This window comes from Streptomyces sp. NBC_00045 (genome assembly GCF_045041095.1).
Lineage (GTDB): Bacteria > Actinomycetota > Actinomycetes > Streptomycetales > Streptomycetaceae > Streptomyces.
This window is the reverse complement of record NZ_CP108271.1, coordinates 4,886,957-4,903,466: the sequence shown is the minus strand read 5'-3', so window position 1 is coordinate 4,903,466 and position 16,510 is coordinate 4,886,957. Positions and strand designations below refer to the sequence as shown.

Below are 16,510 nucleotides of genomic sequence, written 5' to 3'. Positions count from 1 at the left end.
CCCATGCCATGGATTGACCGTTAATCGGATCCCCATATCCGATTAACGGATATCCCATCATGGAAATTTGGCCTCGGGAAGGCCGATTCACGGCGAGTCGTTACCGGTTGCGCCCGGTCAAGCCTGGTATGAGGCGAGTTCGACGACCGTGATGTCGGACGGCGCGCCGACCCGGACGGGAGGTCCCCAGGCGCCCGCGCCGCGCGAGACGTAGAGCTGGGTGTCGCCGTAGCGTTCGAGGCCGGCGACGGTGGGGTTGGCGAGCTCGGCGATGTAGTTGCCCGGCCAGAGCTGGCCGCCGTGGGTGTGGCCGGAGAGCTGGAGGTCGACGCCGTGGCGGACCGCCTCGTGGATGACGACGGGCTGGTGGGCCATCAGCACGGCGGCGCGCGCCCGGTCCCGGTCACCGAGCGCCGCCGCGAAGTCCGGGCCGTGGCCCTCCGTCTCGCCCTGTACGTCATTGACCCCGGCGAGGTCGAAGTGCGGGAGCGCCCTGCGCGCGTTCTCCAGGGGGGTGAGGCCCAGCTCGCGGACGTGGTCGATCCACTGCTGGGCGCCCGAGAAGTACTCGTGGTTTCCGGTGACGAAGTACGCGCCGTGCCGTGCCCGGAGCCGGCGCAGGGGCTCGGCGGCGCTGCCCAGGTCGTGCACGTTGCCGTCCACGAGGTCACCGACGACCGCGATGAGGTCGGGTTGGGTGCGGTTGACGGTGTCGACGATGCGGGTGGTGTGGGCGCGGCCGAGGACCGGGCCGAGGTGGATGTCGCTGACGACGGCGATCCGGAAACCGTGCGCGGCGCGGGGCAGCTTGGCGAGGGGCACCTGGACCCGCTTCACGCGCGGGCCGCGCAGGACCCCGTACGTCCCGTACCCGACGGTCCCGACGGCGGCCGCGGCGGCCGCACCGCCGACGGCGCGCGCCACGAACTGCCGCCGGCTGACGCCGTCGGGACCGCAAGCGGTGCCGGCCGCGGGCTCGATCGGGTCACGGGCGGGCTCGGCCGGGAGCGGGTCACCGGCCGGCGCGGCCCGGAGCGGGTCGCCGCCCCGCACCGCCGGGAGCGGTGTCGCGGGCGCGGGAGCCGGGGCGGAGCCGCGGGGCGCCGGGGAGGCGCGGCGGATCAGCAGCGCCCGCACGGGTTCGGCCACGAGCATGGCCAGCGACAGGTACAGGAGCACCGCGAGCCACATGTAACCCGGCCAGGCCACGGACCGTTGGAGCCAGAAGGGGGCGCCGGCGCGGCCCGTGGTGAGGGCGGCCAACGAGAGGAGCGGCAGTGCGAAGGCGAGGGTGGTGCCGATCCGGCGCGCCGTACCGTGCGCGCGCGTCGTGTCGCGGACCAGCCGGATCCACAGCCAGCGGTGGACCAGGACGAGCAGCGCCAGGACCACCAGGGCGATCACCGCGAAGAGCGCGACCTTCATTCGGACGAGCCAGATCCGGGACCGGAGCCCGCCCCGGGACCCCGGCGTGATTCACGCCGCAGCGCCAGGACGCCGCGCAACCCGATCACACCAACGGCCGTCCCCAGGAGAAAGGACGCGATCGCCAGGAGAAAGTGGACCCAGAAGTAAGCCGTCGGCCCGCCCGCCGCGTCGAATGCCAGACCGCTGGCGTCCTTCCACAGGTTCCGGACGAAAGACACCCAGATGAACCAGCTCCACACTCCGAACGCGAGCAGGAACCAGGAGACGGCGCGGCTGAGTTTCATGCCCCCAGTATCGGTTTGGTCCCCAGGACGGACGCGTCGGGGTGGGCTGTACCGGGGGTGGTTCGGACAAGTTGGCCGGTCCCGGACGGCAGACAGCCGATCGGGATGTACTTTCACCTGCGTGTCTGCCAAGAAGACCGCGCTGACGGTCCTTTCCGCCGGGCTGCTGGTTCCCGCGATGCTCGTGGTGCCCGCGCACGCCGCGCCCACCCCGCCACCGGACGGGAAGGGGCAGCCGCCCAAGGCCGTGGCCGCGCCACCTGCGTCGATGTCCACCGTCGGCGGGGCCCTCCTCGGCAAGCCGGGCGTCCAGGTCAATCCGCTGGCGGGCGCCCCCGCCCTGCCGACGGAGCTGACGGGGCGTTCGTGGATCGTCGCCGACGCCGAGACCGGCGAGGTCCTGGCCGCCAACAACGCGCACTGGCGGCTGCCGCCCGCCTCCACCATGAAGATGCTCTTCGCCGACACGGTGCTGCCCAGCCTCCCCAAGGACCAGGTGCACAAGGTCACCGAGCAGGAGATGGAGGGCGTCGGCGCGGGTTCCAGCCTCGTCGGGGTCAAGGAGGACCACGAGTACACCGTGCACGACCTGTGGCTCGGGGTGTTCCTGCGGTCCGGGAACGACGCCGTGCACGTGCTCGCCGCCATGAACGGCGGCATCGACAAGACCGTCAAGGACATGCAGGCGCACGCCGAGGAGCTCCAGGCCCTGGACACCCACGTCGTGTCCCCGGACGGGTACGACGCCCCGGAGCAGGTGTCGAGCGCGTACGACCTCACCCTCATCGCCCGCTCCGGCCTGCAGAAGCAGGACTTCCGGGAGTACTGCGGCACGGCGAGCGCGAAGTTCCCCGGCAGGCAGGAGCCCGGGAAGCCGCGCGAGTACTTCGAGATCCAGAACACCAACCGGCTGATGACGGGCGCGAGCGGCCTCTCCCCGTACAAGGGCATCGCCGGGGTGAAGAACGGCAACACCACCATGGCCGGCTCCACCTTCACCGGTATGGCCCAGCAGGGCAACAAGAAGCTGCTGGTCACGGTGATGAACCCGAGTGCGGGCGGGCTGAACTCCGTCTACGAGGAGACCGCCAACCTCCTCGACTGGGGCTTCGCGGCGATCGGCAAGGTCAAGCCGGTCGGCGAGCTCGTCCCGCCGAAGAGCGCGGACACCTCCCCCTTCGGCTCCCCGGCCCAGACGCACGAGCACAAGCCCTCGGCGGCCCGCGAGGAGGCGGGAGGCGGCATCGGCACCGCGCTCGGCGTCGCGGGCGGTGCGCTGGCCGTGATCGCGGGCGGCGCGTACGCCGTCAACCGCCGCTGGCCCCGGGGCCCGCGCGGCCGCCGCGACGGCGGGCAGCCGACCTAGGGTCAGGCCTTCGACTTCGCGGGCCCGACGGGCTTTACCGGGCCTTCGGCGGAGGTCGCCGTCCAGGCGGAGCAGTACAGCAGCAGCTTCGCCATCAGGTTGATCCAGATCAGCAGCGCGACCGGCACTCCGAAGGCCCCGTACATGCTCTTCGCGGCGACCCCGCGCATATAGCCGCTGAGCAGCAGTTTCAGCAGTTCGAAGCCGGCCGCGCCGAGCAGGGCGGCCTGGATGAGGCTGCGGCGCGGCGGTTCGACGCCGGGCAGCAGGGTCAGGACGTACAGCAGGATCAGGAAGGCCGCCACGACGCCGACGAGGAAGGCGCCGGTGCGCAGGAGCACCCCGCCCGCGCCCTGCTGCGGCACGCCCAGCCAGCTGCCGAACTTGCCGACCGCGCTGGAACCGAGCGTCGAGGCCGCGGCCGAGGCCAGGCCCACGCCGCCGAGGCCGACGAGCACGAGCGCGTCCTTGCCCTTGCGGACGACGGGGTTCCCCAGGTCCTCGTCGTCCTTCTCCCACACCGCGCGCAGACAGTCCCGCATCGAGCCGATCCACCCGATGCCGGTGACGAGCAGCAGCGCGGCGGCGACGAGGCCGATCGCCCCCGCGTTGGCGACGAGGCCGTTGATGTCGAGCTGCCCGGAGATTCCGGGGACCTGCTCGGCGAGGTTCTTCTGCAGCCGGTCCAGCTGCTCCTGGCTGAGCAGGGCGGCGCCGATGACGGCGGCCACGGTGATCAGCGGGAAGAGCGCGATGAAGCTGATGAAGGTGATCGCGGCGGCGAGACGGCTCCAGTGGACCCGGTCCAGGCGCTCGTACGAATGCCAGGCGTGCGTGTGCATCAGCCGCACCACCAGCGGGCCGATCACCGGGAGTTTCGTCAGCCAGTCCATGGGGTCACCGTAAATGAGCCGATGTAAATAGCCGGGATTGTCGGTTTTGGGTACTACGGTCGACGACTGTGACTTTTCGCGAAACCCGTCCGGCGGGCCGGGGCCGTCCGTTCCGCACCCTGGTCCTGCGCACGCTCAGGTTCTACGCCCGCCAGAGCCTCAGGCCACTGCGTCAGGAACTTCGTCCGGCGGTCTCCGCCGAGCCCGCGGCACCCGTCGCCTCGTCCACCGGTGAGCCCAGCTGCGCCGGGACCCCGCCGACCGGGCCGCTACCGAAAGGGTATTCGCGCAGCTTGCGCCAGACCCCGTCCGAGCCCTGCTCGTAGAGCGCGAAGCCGGTACAGGTCCACTGCGCCGCGTAGTCGGCGAGGGTGGCGAACGCCAGGTCCATCGCCTCCTCGGAGATCCCGTGGGCGACCGTGACGTGCGGGTGGTACGGGAACGCCAGCTCCCGGTCGAGCGGCCCGTCCGGGTCGCGGACCAGGCCCTGGAGCCTGGTGCAGCCCGCACCGCCCTCGACGACCTGGACGAAGACGACCGGCGAGAGCGGGCGGAACGTGCCCGTGCCCTCCAGCCGCATCGCGAAGGGACCGAAGGCGGCCGCCACCTCCGACAGGTGGGCCCTGATCGCCGGCAGCCGGTCCGGCTCCACCTCGGTGGGCGGGACGAGGGTGACGTGCGTGGGGATGCCGTGCGCGGCAGCGTCCCCGAAGCCGGCGCGCAGCTCCTGGAGGCGGCTGCCGTACGGCTCCGGGACCGCGATCGAAACGCCGAGCGTTACGGTCCCCACGTATGTCTCCTCCGTCGTCTGGTGCGTATGGGTCCTGCCGACCCAGTGTGGGGCCAGCACCCCCCGGATTGCCAGGGCCTCCGTCGGTCAGTGCTTCGCGGGGACCAGACCGAGGCGGTCGTAGGCCTGCGCCAGGGTCTCGGCGGCGACCGCACGGGCCTTCTCCGCGCCCTTGGCCAGGATGGAATCCAGCGTCTCCGGGTCGTCCAGGTACTCCTGGGTGCGCTGCTTGAAGGGTGTGACGAAGTCGACCATCACGGCCGCCAGGTCGGTCTTCAGCGCGCCGTAGCCCTTGCCCTCGTACGAGGCCTCCAGGGCCGGGATCGACTCGCCCGTGAGGGTGGAGTAGATCGTGAGCAGGTTGCTGACGCCGGGCTTGTTCTCGGTGTCGAAGCGGACCTCGGCCTCGGTGTCGGTGACCGCGCTCTTGATCTTCTTCTCGGTGACCTTGGGCTCGTCGAGGAGGTTGATCAGGCCCTTGGGGGACGACGCCGACTTCGACATTTTGATCGACGGGTCCTGGAGGTCGTAGATCTTCGCGACCTCCTTGACGATGTGCGCGGCGGGGAGCGTGAAGGTCTGGCCGTAGCGCTGGTTGAAACGCTCGGCCAGGTCGCGGGTCAGCTCGATGTGCTGGCGCTGGTCCTCGCCGACGGGGACGGCGTTCGCCTGGTAGAGCAGGATGTCGGCGACCTGCAGGATCGGGTACGTGAACAGGCCGACGCTGGCGCTGTTCACACCGCCCTTGGCCGACTTGTCCTTGAACTGGGTCATGCGGCTCGCCTCGCCGAAGCCGGTGATGCAGTTCATGACCCAGCCGAGCTGCGCGTGCTCGGGGACGTGGCTCTGGATGAACAGCGTGCAGCGCTCGGGGTCGAGCCCGGCGGCGAGGAGCTGGGCGGCGGAGAGCCGGGTGTTCGCGCGCAGGTCCTTCGGATCCTGCGGCATGGTGATCGCGTGCAGGTCGACCACCATGTAGAAGGCGTCGTGCGTCTCCTGCAGGGCGACGTACTGGCGGATCGCTCCGAGGTAGTTCCCGAGGTGGAACGAACCGGAGGTGGGCTGGATGCCGGAGAGCGCGCGAGGACGATCAGAAGCCATGCCTTCATTGTCTCAGGTACGGCACCGGGCTCCGTCCGGACTCGCGCCCCGAACGCCGGCGGGGCCGGAAGTCCCCGGCCCGGCGCGGAGAGCCGCCGGGCCGGAGATCGGGCGGCTCAGGCCAGCGGGAGGCCCGGGGCCGGGTGCGCGGACATCAGGTCGGCGACCTCGGCGCGGATCCCGGACAGGGCCTGCTCGTCGGACGTGGCCGCCGCGTCCACCGCTCGGGAGATCCACTCCGCCACCACCGGCATGTGCTCCACGCCCAGGCCCCGCGAGGTCAGCGACGGCGTGCCGATCCGGATGCCGGACGGGTCGAACGGCTTGCGGGGGTCGAACGGCACCGTGTTGTAGTTCACCACGATGCCCGCGCGGTCCAGCGCCTTCGCCGCGATCTTGCCCGGCACGCCCCGGGACGTGAGGTCCATCAGGATCAGGTGGTTGTCCGTGCCGCCCGAGACGAGGTCGAAGCCCCGCTCCAGCAGCGCCGCGGCCAGCGCCTTCGCGTTGGCGACGACCGCGTGCGCGTACGCCGTGAACGACGGCTGCGCCGCCTCGTGCAGGGCCACCGCGATGCCCGCCGTCGTCTGGTTGTGCGGTCCGCCCTGGAGGCCCGGGAACACCGCCTTGTCGATGGCCTTCGCGTGCTCCTCCCGACACATCAGCATCGCGCCGCGCGGCCCCCGCAGGGTCTTGTGGGTGGTCGTCGAGACGACGTCCACGTGCCCGACGGGCGACGGGTGCGCACCGCCCGCGATCAGGCCGGCGATGTGGGCCACGTCCGCGACCAGGACCGCGCCTGCCTCCTTGGCGATCGACGCGAACGCCGCGAAGTCGATCGTGCGCGGCAGGGCCGTGCCGCCACAGAAGATGATCTTCGGGCGCTCGGCCAGCGCCAGCGCCCGCACCGCGTCGTAGTCGATCAGGCCCGTGTCGGCCGACACGCCGTACTGGACGCCCCGGAACCAGGAGCCCGTCGCCGAGACCCCCCAGCCGTGCGTCAGGTGCCCGCCCATCGGCAGGGCCATGCCCATCACCGTGTCGCCGGGCTTCGCGAACGCCAGGTACACCGCGAGGTTCGCCGGCGAGCCGGAGTACGGCTGGACGTTGGCGTGGTCCACCCCGAACAGGCCCTTCGCCCGCTCGACGGCCAGCGCCTCGACGCGGTCGATGTTCTGCTGGCCCTCGTAGTAGCGGCGGCCCGGGTAGCCCTCGCTGTACTTGTTCTGCAGCACCGTGCCGGAGGCTTCGAGCACGGCCGCGGACACGTAGTTCTCGCTGGGGATCAGGCGCAGGGTCTCGGCCTGCAGGGATTCCTCGGCGGCGACGAAGGACGCCAGCTCGGGGTCGGTCGCAAGAAGGGCGGGGTGGCGGCTCGCGCTCATGGCGGCTCCTCCGGGGTCGATGTCAGGTCTCGTCCCCGCGAGGCCCAGGCGAGCGGCCCTGTATGCGGTCGTGCGCGCACGACTCCCCCGGAGTTGGTTCTCCGTACGCCAGTCGCCGTGCGTACCGCTCACCTTAGCGGGCGCTCCACAAGAAAGGTTTCCCCGTCCGGTATACGAGCGACGTATAGCCGTATACAAGGTGGAGGCGGGTGTCGCCACCCTCGTCACCCGCGCCACCCGCAACCCGGCCCGCCCGACCGACGATCGGAGACCCCGTGTCGACAACTGCTGAAGCGATGCGTTCCGCCGAGGCGCACAGCGCGCACAACTACCACCCGCTGCCCGTCGTCGTGGCGTCCGCGGAAGGCGCGTGGATGACCGACGTGGAGGGCCGGCGCTTCCTCGACATGCTCGCGGGCTATTCGGCACTCAACTTCGGCCACGGCAACCGGCGGCTGATCGATGCGGCCAAGGCGCAGCTGGAGCGGGTCACCCTCACCTCGCGGGCGTTCCACCACGACCGGTTCGCCGAGTTCTGCTCCGAACTCGCCGCGCTGTGCGGCAAGGAGATGGTGCTGCCGATGAACACGGGTGCGGAGGCCGTGGAGACGGCGGTGAAGACCGCCCGCAAGTGGGGGTACGAGGTCAAGGGCGTTCCGGACGGGCAGGCCAAGATCGTGGTCGCGGCCGGCAACTTCCACGGCCGGACGACGACGATCGTGAGCTTCTCGACGGACCACGAGGCCCGCGACCACTTCGGCCCCTACACTCCCGGCTTCGAGATCGTTCCCTACGGGGACCTCACCGCCCTGGCCGCGGCCGTCACGGCGAACACCGTGGCCGTGCTGCTGGAACCGATCCAGGGCGAGGCCGGGGTGCTGGTGCCGCCCGCCGGCTACCTCCGGGGCGTACGGGAGCTCACGCGCGAGCGGAACGTCCTGTTCATGGCGGACGAGATCCAGTCGGGGCTGGGCCGGACCGGAAAGACCTTCGCGTGCGAGCACGAGGAGGTCGTGCCGGACGTGTACATCCTCGGCAAGGCGCTGGGCGGCGGCGTGGTCCCGGTGTCGGCCGTCGTCGCCGACCGGGACGTGCTTGGGGTGTTCCGGCCCGGCGAGCACGGCTCCACCTTCGGCGGCAACCCGCTGGCCTGCGCGGTCGCCCTGGAGGTCGTCGCGATGCTGCGCACCGGCGAGTACCAGCAGCGCGCCGCCGAGCTCGGCGACCACCTGCACCGGGAGCTGAACCTGCTGGTCGGCGGGGGCGCGGTGACCGCCGTACGCGGGCGGGGGCTGTGGGCGGGCGTCGACATCGACCCGGCGCACGGTACGGGCCGGGAGATCTCCGAGAAGCTGATGGAGCTCGGGGTGCTGGTCAAGGACACCCACGGGTCGACGATCCGGATCGCGCCCCCGCTGGTGATCAGCAAGGAGGACCTGGACTGGGGTCTGGACCAGCTGCGCGCCGTACTGGCAGCCGGCTGAGGCCGCCGGCCACCACCGCGGGCGCGGCCGGGCCCTCACGTCGCCCGGCCGCGCCCCCGGCCTGACCTGCTCCGCCGGCTCTCCGCCCGGGCGTGCCGGGCGGCGAGCAAGCAGGCGGCCGCGGCGGGCTGCACCGGCGAGCCGCCCGAGCCGGACAAGAGCCAGACCCGGTCCACCACCTACGGGAAGGGCTGGACCGCGGGCGCCAGGACCGGCTTCGAGAGTGCCTGCGCGCGCCCCTAGAGGATGACGTGGGGCAGGAAGCGGGCGTACTCGTCCGTGACCGGGCCCGCCGACTCGCGGATGCCCAGGCCCGCCGCCTCCTCCTCGACGACCCATGCGCCGAGCACCACGCGGTTGCCGTCGAAGTCGGGCAGCGGAGCCAGGCCCTGGAAGACGTACGTCTCGTCCTCGGCCGGTACGAACGGCTCGCCGCCGACCGGGTGCAGGGTGACCCCGGCGCCCTCGCGGCCCAGCAGCGGCTTCGCGGCGTACCCCGTCGTCGCGGCGAGTTCGCGCGGGCCGTCGAGGTAGGCGGGCAGTAGGTTCGGGTGCTCCGGGAAGAGCTCCCACAAGATCGCCAGCAGCGCCTTGTTGGACAGCAGCATCTTCCACAGCGGCTCGATCCAGGTGGTGGTCCCGGAGCCGCCGCCGTGGTCGTAGGTACCGAGGACCTGGGGGCCGAACTCGTCGGCGGCCAGCCATTCCCACGGGTAGAGCTTGAAGCAGCCGCGGATGAAGCGGAGCTTCTGGTCCACGAACCGGCCCGACAGGTCGTCCCAGCCGATCTGCTCCACGGACAGCGCCTCGGTCTCCAGCCCCGCCTGCTCGGCGGTCTCCTGGAGGTAGGCGACCGTCATCAGGTCCTCGCCGAGCTCGTCGGTCTCGGAGTGCGCGAAGTGCAGCGGGCCGGGCGGCAGCAGTTCCGCCTGCCGGCGCCAGGCCTCGACGAGCCGCTCGTGGAGGGAGTTCCACTGGTCGGCGCCGGGGAAGCGCTCCTCCATCCAGAACCACTGCGGGCTGGCCGCCTCCACGAGGGAGGTCGGGGTGTCGGCGTTGTACTCCAGCATCTTGGCCGCGCTGCCGCCGCCGTCGTAGCGCAGGTCGAACCGGCCGTAGAGGGAGGGCTGTTCGGCGCGCCGGCGCCAGGACTCGGCGATCTGCTCCGCGAGGCGCGGATCGGTGATGCCGAGGTCCGCGAAGCGGTCGTGCTCGACGATGTGCGCGGCCGCGGCCAGGCACATGGCGTGCAGCTCCTCGACGACGTTCTCCAGCGCCTCGACCTCGGGGAGCGAGAAGGAGTAGTACGCGCTCTCGTCCCAGTAGGGGCGCAGGGAGTCGTCGGGGTAGCGGGTGAGCGGGTAGATCAGCCCCTGCTCCTCGACGGTCTGCTGCCAGCCGGGGCGCGGTTCGATGGTGTGACGGCGCACGCGGTCAGCCGCCGCTGGAGCTGGAGTGGCCGCCGATGCCGCCGCGGGTGACGGCGGACTTGTCGAAGCTGCCGCCACTGACGCGGTTCTTGGAGACGGAGCCGCCGTAGTAGTACGTGCCGCGGCCGCTGCCGCCGCTCTTGCACTCCTTGGTGTTCAGCTTCTCCAGGGTGGCGCGGTCCACGCAGCGCTTGTCCGGCTCGCTGCTGCTGCCGCAGGCCACGAGCGCGGCGGCGAGCAGCCCCATGCCGCCGAGGGCCACGCTGCCGGAACGCATGCGGCGTCGGGCGGTGCCGTCACTTCTACTGCTGTCGTCCATGCCATCCATGGCGGCAAGACTAGAGCGGGGTCGTTGAGCGATGGAATCCGGCCGTCGAAACCCTCTCATGACCTTCATGACCTAGAGTCCATTCGTGCTCCTTGGGATGGTTTGCGCGCTCGGTGCGGCGGTCTGCTTCGGCACGGCGTCGGTCCTCCAGGCGATGGCCGCGCGGGCGGCGGAGCCGGGAACCGGGTCGGGGGTGGACACGGCACTGCTGCTGCGGGCGGCCCGGCAGTGGCGGTACGTGCTGGGCCTCGGGCTGGACGCGGCCGGGTTCGTCCTCCAGATCATCGCGTTGAAGCACATCCCGATCTACGCGGTGAGCGCGGCGCTGGCGGCCAGCCTCGCGGTGACGGCGGTGGTCTCGGCGCGGCTGCTGCACGTACCGCTGAGCGGGGCCGAGTGGGGCGCGGTGGGGGTGGTCTGCGCAGGGCTGGCGATGCTGGGGCTGGCGTCGGGCGAGGAGGGTTCGGGAACGGGAACGTTCGCGCTGAAGCTGGGGCTGCTGGGGGTGGCCGGTCTGGTGCTGCTGGTGGGAGCGGTGGCCGGCGGGCTCCCGGACCGCTCCCGCGCGCTGGTCCTCGGCCTGGCTGCGGGGACGGGCTTCGGGGTGGTGGAGGTGGCCGTCCGCCTCATCGACGGCATCTCGTTCACGAACCCGGCGGTGTACGCGCTGCTGCTGGGCGGCGGTGCGGCGTTCCTGCTGCTCACCTCGGCGCTCCAGCGCGGCTCGGTGACGGTGGCCACGGCGGGCATGGTGCTCGGCGAGACGATCGGCCCGGCGGTGGTGGGCGTGGTCTGGCTCGGCGACCGCACCCGCGAGGGCCTGACCTGGCTGGCCCTCCTCGGCTTCGCGGTGGCGGTGGCCGGCGCCCTGACCCTGGCCCGCTTCGGCGAACCCCCGACGCCGTCCGACCCCGCGGCCGCGTAGCTCCCGTCCGGGCTGCGCCGCAAAACTCACCCCTGGGCGGCGTCCGGGGGCCTCGACGGTGGGGTCACGGCAAAGTGGCCAGGAGGGCCGACAGCGTGGGGGACCAAGCGCTCGTGGGCGGGGTTCCGTAGCCGACCACCAGGGCTTCCCGCGGCGGTAGGCCCGCCTCCGGGTGGGTGTAGCGGGCGAGGGTCTCCAGGTCCAGGTCCTGCCAGGCCGCGGCCCGCAGCACCGAAGCCTGCGTACCCGCAGGGAGGTCCAGCACCGCGTGCAGGCCCGCCGCGATGCCCGACACCGCCACCCGGCCGGCAACGGCCGCGACGAGTTCGTCCCTGCGCCGCCGGTACCGCAGTCGCATGCCCCGTACGTGCCGGTCGTACGCCCCGGAGCGAATGAATTCGGCCAGCGTCAGCTGCTCCAGCGCGCTCGACGTCCAATCGGTCCGTCCCTTGGCCGCGACGACCTCGTCCAGCAGCCCGGGCGGGACCACCATCCAGCCCATCCGCAGCCCGGGGGCGAGGGACTTGCTGGCCGTGCCGAGGTAGACCACCCGGTCCGGGTCCAGCCCCTGGAGCGCCCCCACCGCCTGGCGGTCGTAGCGGAACTCGCCGTCGTAGTCGTCCTCCAGGATCAGGCCGCCCGTGGTCCGGGCCCAGTCGACCGCCGCCGCCCGCCGGGCCGGGGTCAGCGCCACCCCGGTGGGGAACTGGTGGGCTGGGGTCAGCAGCACCGCCCCCGCCTCCCCCGTCAGGTCCGCCGTCCGCGCCCCGGACGCGTCCACTGCCAGCGGCAGGGTCCGCAGCCCCGCCCCCGTCAGCAGTTCCCGGTGCACGTCGAGGCTGTACCCCTCCACCGCCACCCCCCGCACCCGGCGTGCCCGCAGCACCCCCGCGAGCAGGGTCAGGGCGTGCGCGAACCCCGCGCACAGCACGATCCGTTCCGGATCCGCGTACACCCCGCGCGCCCGCGCCAGGTATCCGGCGAGCGCCTCCCTCAGCTCCACCCTGCCGCGCGCGTCGGCCGCGTACCCGAAGGCCTCGTTCGGTGCATCGGTCAGCGCCCGCCGGGCGGCCGTCAGCCAGCCGGCGCGCGGGAAGCCGCCCAGGTCGGGGGTACCGGGCACCAGGCTGTACGAGGGCCGGCGCGGTGCGGGCTGCCGGACCCGGGCGGTGCCGGCGGGCCGCCGCGGCCGGGCCCGTTCCGCGACGCGGGTGCCGGAGCCCTGCCGGGCGGTGAGCCAGCCCTCGGCGACGAGCTCGGCGTACGCCTCCGCGACCGTGTTGCGCGCGATCCCGAGGTCCGCGGCGAAGGACCGCGAGGACGGCAGCCGGGTTCCGGGCGCCAGCCGACCGCTGCGCGCGGCCTCGCGCAGCGCCTCGACGAGCCCGGCCCGCAGACCGCGCCCGGCGGCGAGGTCCAGGTGCAGGTCGGCACCCGTGTCGGCAGCGAGGTCGGCACGGAAAGTGGCCCATGATTCCGTCATGAACATGGACCATATCGACGGGCCGCATGATCCGTAGGGTTGAGACATGACCACCACGCACGAACACACCGCCGCACACGCCCCCGAGCACACGCCCCGCATGGGCTGGGCCAAGCACGTGCCCGACGTATACAAGGCGATCGTGGGCCTGGAGATCGCCTCGAAGAAGGGCCTGGACCCGGTCCTGGTCGAACTGGTCAAGATCCGCGCCTCGCAGCTGAACCACTGCGCGTTCTGCCTGGACATGCACACGAAGGACGCGCTCGCCGCGGGCGAGACGATCGAGCGGATCGTCCAGCTCAGCGCCTGGGAGGAGTCGCGCCACTTCTACACGGAGAAGGAAGCGGCAGCCATCGAGCTGACCGAGGCCGTGACCGTGCTGACCGACCGCTTCGTTCCCGACGAGGTGTACGAGAACGCCGCGAAGCACTTCGAGGAGAAGGAGCTCGCCCAGCTGATCGCCGTGATCGCGACGATCAACGTCTGGAACCGCTTCGCGGTGACCACCCGCATGGTCCCGGGCCACTACACGCCGGGCATGTTCTCGTAGGACCGGCTCACCGCTTCCCGGGCCGCCGGTCGCCCGGTCGTCAGTCCGGCCGGAACGAGCCCAGGGCCGCCGTCAAGCGCACGCGAACGGCCTTGGCCTCGTCTGCCGGGCCGAAGGACAAGAGCACCCACCGGCTGCCGTCGGAGGCGACGACGAGCCGCCCGATGCAGCGGGCCTTCCCGCTGGTCTCCCCGTCCGGGACCTCGAAGACGATCTCGCAGCCGCGGCCCTCGGTCCCTTCGAGCGAGAGCCGCCGGTAGCCGTCCCGGGAGCTCAGCTGGCTGCTGCCCTCGACCAGGACCTCGCACGGGTTGTCGGGCCCGCTGGTGACCCGCAGGACCTGGAGGAGGCTGCCCCGGCCCTGTGCCGGCCGGTACACCGTGCCGGCTGCGGCCCCGGACTCGGACGTGCTGAGTTGCCAGCCGCCGGGGACCGCGACCCGGAAGCCCGACCCGGCGCTGCGCAGCACCTGGTAGCCGTCCGGCGGGCCCTCCGGGTCCGCCAGCAGGTACGAGGCCCCCAGCGCGGCTCCGCCCAGGACGGCCACCACCCCCAGGGCGACCGCCGACCGGATCCACCAGCGGCGCGCCCGACGCCGTGCGGGCGCGGGACCGGCCGGGGCGTCATCGGGAGCGCTGCCCGGCGGGTAGGCGGGCATCGGCGGCAGCCCGGCCCCCGCCTCCGTCCGCTCCGCCTCCAGCCGCTCTTCCTCCTCCAGCCACTCCAACCACTCCAGCTCCTCGGGCTCCTCCCACCGCTGCGCCCGCGGGTTCCATCGGGCGGATCCGCTCCCCGGGGGCACGGATCACCCCCCGAACGAGACCAGCAGGGCGGCCAGCGCGGTGGCCGCGCTCACCGAGTCCACCAGCGGGGCCCACCGCTCCAGCGCCCCGCGCAGCCGAGCGGGCAGACCCGGCCGGACCTCCTCACCGGCCTCCTCCAACTCCCCCGCAGCCACGTCGAGTTCGGCGTCCAGCGCGGCCCGGTCCGCGCTCCGGGGCAACCGTACGAGGGCGGCGCGCAGGTCGCGTACGGCCTCCAGCAGCTGCTCCGCGGTCGGCCCGGCGGCGCCCGCGCCCGTACCGCCGTGGTTGACGGTGCTGTTGCGGACCTCCGTACCGCCGATGCTGAAGGCGCTGCCCGACACTCCCCCGATCCGCACCGAGGGCTGCGACTGCCCGTCCCCTGCGCTACCGGCCACTTCTGTTCTCCTTGCCCACGCGCACGCGCCCGTCCTTCCGTTCCGCCTTGTCCGCCGTCTTCCCGTGGTTCACCGTGCTGTTGTGGCTCACTCCGTGGATCCCGAAGGCGCTGTTGCTCACCGACTGGATGAACACCCCGCCGTCCGCGACGTTGACGGCGCGCTCCGCGAACTCCTCGGTGTGCCAGCCCGCGTCGTGCAGCGCCAGCGTCACACCGCCGACGATCCGCTCCTGGATGGTCTTCAAGTACCGGTCGAGGTCCATCAGCTGGAACAGCGATCCGTCCTCCTGTGAGGCCAGTTCGCGGACGGATGCGGCCGGTCCCGCCGCGTACGCGACGCTGTGCCCGGCGGTCGCCAGCCGCCACGGGACCCGGCAGGCGCCGCCCAGCGTGGCGAGGGCCACGCCGAGCGAGCCGGGTGCCTGGCTGAGGGCCAGCAGCACCTTGGCGACGGGGGTGTTGCGGCGGTGCCGTCGGGCGATGTCGTCGGCCCGCTGGAAATCGGGCCGCACGGGCAGCAGTACGTGCGGCGCGACCTCCAGCATCAGCATGCCGCCCTGCGTGTGGACCCGGATGAAGACGGTGATGACGAGGTTCTCGTCCCAGCCGCCGATCCGGACGCGCAGGAAGTGCCGGCGCCGCTCGCCGCCCTCCTCGACCGCGCCGGCCCGGTGCGCGGCGAAGGCTTCCGCGGACAGGTCCACCGCGTCCACGTCGGGCAGTCCGGCGGCCGGCAGGAACACGCACTCGTCGACGACCAGCTCGCGCAGCCGGTCCAGCACGGCGTCCTCCGTCTCCTCGGAGCCGCGCGGCGAGGGGATCCTGAGGGCCTCCAGCTTGGGCCGGATCTGCTCGATGATCGCCCCGCTGTCGAGGCGCCGGGCTTGCGTCCCGGCGCGCGGGCGCAGCTCCACGGCCAGCTGCCACGGCAGATGGGCCTTGCCTGCGCCGCAGAACGGGTTGCCGACCTCGTACAGGACCACTTGTGCGTGCTGGCTGCGTTCGATCTCGTCCCGGACCCGGCGGAAGCGCCGGCCCGCGGTCGGATCGGCACCGCGGTCCGCGTACTGCGCGCGACTGAGGGAGGAGTGGATGATCTGCGCGAAGTGCTCCCGCCGGAAGCCGACCAGCACCGTGACCAGCACGGCGATCAGGACGACCGTCCAGGAGTAGGACTCCCCGTAGGACTCGCCGATCCTGGGCACCTCCAGGAAGATGCCCAGCGGGTTGTCCATGACCACCTGCTTGAGGTACTCGCCGAGGAAGCTGAGCCCCCCGCTGCCGCCGACGTACGCGTCGTCCGCGAAGAACCCGCGGAGCACGCCCCACAGGATCCTGGCGAGGACGAAGCAGGCGTAGCCGCGCAGGATCCATTCGAAGATGCGGCCGCCGCCGCGGCCGATCCGCTCGCGGCGCTTCTTGATCCGCCCCGCCCCGCTCAGGAGCAGCGCCGGGAGGAGCAGGAAGAGGAAGAACGTACGGGTGAGGAACAGGCCGAGGCCCCACGTCGCGACGATGGCCGCCGACCAGGCCGCTTCGGTGCGCAGGGCGCGCAGGGCGTGGGCGAGGACGCGGGTGGCGTCGAACCCGTAGGAGGGCGCGGGGAACCGTTCTTCGTGGACGTACAGCTCCTCGATGACCCGGTCGCGGTAGGCGGGGTCGAGGTAGGTGCCCGCGCACAGGAGGCGTCCCGCCTCCGTCGTCGCCGGGTCGGCGGGGGCCCTGCCGTCCGGTGTTCCCGTGCCTGTCGCACTGCCGCTCACGCGCTCTCCTCGGTCGGGAGGAGGGAAACCGTACGGCGCCCGGGGGGCGCGGGATAGGGCGGATCACGCCAAAAGGCCCCGTCGCGGTTGCGCCGGG

Annotated in this window: 16 protein-coding genes and 1 riboswitch; of the genes, 4 read left to right on the top strand and 12 right to left on the bottom strand. The window is 72.4% G+C overall.

The features are described from left to right. Positions 1-117 precede the first annotated feature (117 nt). Positions 118-1,425: a metallophosphoesterase gene (locus tag OHA65_RS23090; protein WP_327285020.1), complete on the bottom strand. Its 1,308-nt coding sequence runs from the start codon at positions 1,423-1,425 to the stop codon at positions 118-120. Further along, positions 1,422-1,712: an SCO4848 family membrane protein gene (locus OHA65_RS23085; RefSeq protein ID WP_327285019.1), complete on the bottom strand. Its 291-nt coding sequence runs from the start codon at positions 1,710-1,712 to the stop codon at positions 1,422-1,424. The genes OHA65_RS23090 and OHA65_RS23085 overlap by 4 nt, the downstream gene beginning before the upstream one ends. Before the next feature lie 121 nt (positions 1,713-1,833). On the opposite strand from OHA65_RS23085, the gene OHA65_RS23080 reads away from it, so the two are divergent. Beyond that, positions 1,834-3,078 (top strand): D-alanyl-D-alanine carboxypeptidase family protein, encoded by a 1,245-nt coding sequence (locus OHA65_RS23080; RefSeq protein ID WP_405762362.1) that lies wholly within the window; start codon positions 1,834-1,836, stop codon positions 3,076-3,078. A gap of 2 nt (positions 3,079-3,080) precedes the next feature. Here OHA65_RS23080 and OHA65_RS23075 read toward each other — a convergent pair whose 3' ends face one another. The 4 genes from OHA65_RS23075 to glyA all read right to left on the bottom strand — a co-directional run bounded on the left by OHA65_RS23075 (position 3,081) and on the right by glyA (position 7,247). Beyond that, on the bottom strand, positions 3,081-3,971 hold the full coding sequence (locus OHA65_RS23075) for a YihY/virulence factor BrkB family protein (protein WP_327285017.1): 891 nt from the start codon (positions 3,969-3,971) through the stop codon (positions 3,081-3,083). 172 nt (positions 3,972-4,143) lie between these two features. Continuing rightward, on the bottom strand, positions 4,144-4,761 hold the full coding sequence (locus tag OHA65_RS23070; protein ID WP_327285016.1) for a 2'-5' RNA ligase family protein: 618 nt from the start codon (positions 4,759-4,761) through the stop codon (positions 4,144-4,146). Positions 4,762-4,848: 87 nt separating this feature from the next. After that, positions 4,849-5,862 (bottom strand): tryptophan--tRNA ligase, encoded by a 1,014-nt coding sequence (gene trpS / locus OHA65_RS23065; protein ID WP_327285015.1) that lies wholly within the window; start codon positions 5,860-5,862, stop codon positions 4,849-4,851. Positions 5,863-5,978: 116 nt separating this feature from the next. Next, entirely contained in the window at positions 5,979-7,247 is a 1,269-nt protein-coding gene (glyA, locus tag OHA65_RS23060; RefSeq protein WP_328763417.1) for a serine hydroxymethyltransferase, read from the bottom strand. 35 nt (positions 7,248-7,282) lie between these two features. Continuing rightward, a riboswitch (ZMP/ZTP riboswitch) is annotated at positions 7,283-7,373 on the bottom strand. A 170-nt stretch (positions 7,374-7,543) separates the two neighbouring features. Here glyA and rocD point away from each other — a divergent pair. Next, positions 7,544-8,731 (top strand): ornithine--oxo-acid transaminase, encoded by a 1,188-nt coding sequence (gene rocD, locus OHA65_RS23055; protein ID WP_371646911.1) that lies wholly within the window; start codon positions 7,544-7,546, stop codon positions 8,729-8,731. Positions 8,732-8,970: 239 nt separating this feature from the next. On the opposite strand, the gene OHA65_RS23050 is transcribed toward rocD, so the two are convergent. After that, positions 8,971-10,161, bottom strand: coding sequence for a glutathionylspermidine synthase family protein (locus tag OHA65_RS23050; protein ID WP_327285012.1), 1,191 nt, complete (start codon positions 10,159-10,161; stop codon positions 8,971-8,973). 4 nt (positions 10,162-10,165) lie between these two features. Further along, positions 10,166-10,489: a hypothetical protein gene (locus OHA65_RS23045; RefSeq protein ID WP_327285011.1), complete on the bottom strand. Its 324-nt coding sequence runs from the start codon at positions 10,487-10,489 to the stop codon at positions 10,166-10,168. Positions 10,490-10,586: 97 nt separating this feature from the next. Between OHA65_RS23045 and OHA65_RS23040 the strand changes: the two genes are divergently transcribed. Beyond that, positions 10,587-11,414: a hypothetical protein gene (locus OHA65_RS23040; protein WP_371646909.1), complete on the top strand. Its 828-nt coding sequence runs from the start codon at positions 10,587-10,589 to the stop codon at positions 11,412-11,414. Between the two features lie 64 nt (positions 11,415-11,478). Here OHA65_RS23040 and OHA65_RS23035 read toward each other — a convergent pair whose 3' ends face one another. Then, on the bottom strand, positions 11,479-12,897 hold the full coding sequence (locus tag OHA65_RS23035) for a PLP-dependent aminotransferase family protein (RefSeq protein ID WP_327285010.1): 1,419 nt from the start codon (positions 12,895-12,897) through the stop codon (positions 11,479-11,481). A 46-nt stretch (positions 12,898-12,943) separates the two neighbouring features. Here OHA65_RS23035 and OHA65_RS23030 point away from each other — a divergent pair, with 46 nt between their 5' ends. Beyond that, entirely contained in the window at positions 12,944-13,447 is a 504-nt protein-coding gene (locus OHA65_RS23030) for a carboxymuconolactone decarboxylase family protein (RefSeq protein WP_405762360.1), read from the top strand. Between the two features lie 40 nt (positions 13,448-13,487). On the opposite strand, the gene OHA65_RS23025 is transcribed toward OHA65_RS23030, so the two are convergent. The 3 genes from OHA65_RS23025 to OHA65_RS23015 are packed head-to-tail and all read right to left on the bottom strand — an operon-like array spanning position 13,488 to position 16,413. Next, on the bottom strand, positions 13,488-14,249 hold the full coding sequence (locus OHA65_RS23025; protein WP_328763415.1) for a hypothetical protein: 762 nt from the start codon (positions 14,247-14,249) through the stop codon (positions 13,488-13,490). Between the two features lie 3 nt (positions 14,250-14,252). Further along, positions 14,253-14,648, bottom strand: a complete 396-nt coding sequence (locus OHA65_RS23020; RefSeq protein ID WP_327285007.1) for a hypothetical protein — start codon at positions 14,646-14,648, stop codon at positions 14,253-14,255. Then, positions 14,638-16,413, bottom strand: a complete 1,776-nt coding sequence (locus tag OHA65_RS23015; RefSeq protein ID WP_405762359.1) for a hypothetical protein — start codon at positions 16,411-16,413, stop codon at positions 14,638-14,640. Before OHA65_RS23015 ends, OHA65_RS23020 begins: the two co-directional genes overlap by 11 nt. Positions 16,414-16,510 lie beyond the last annotated feature (97 nt).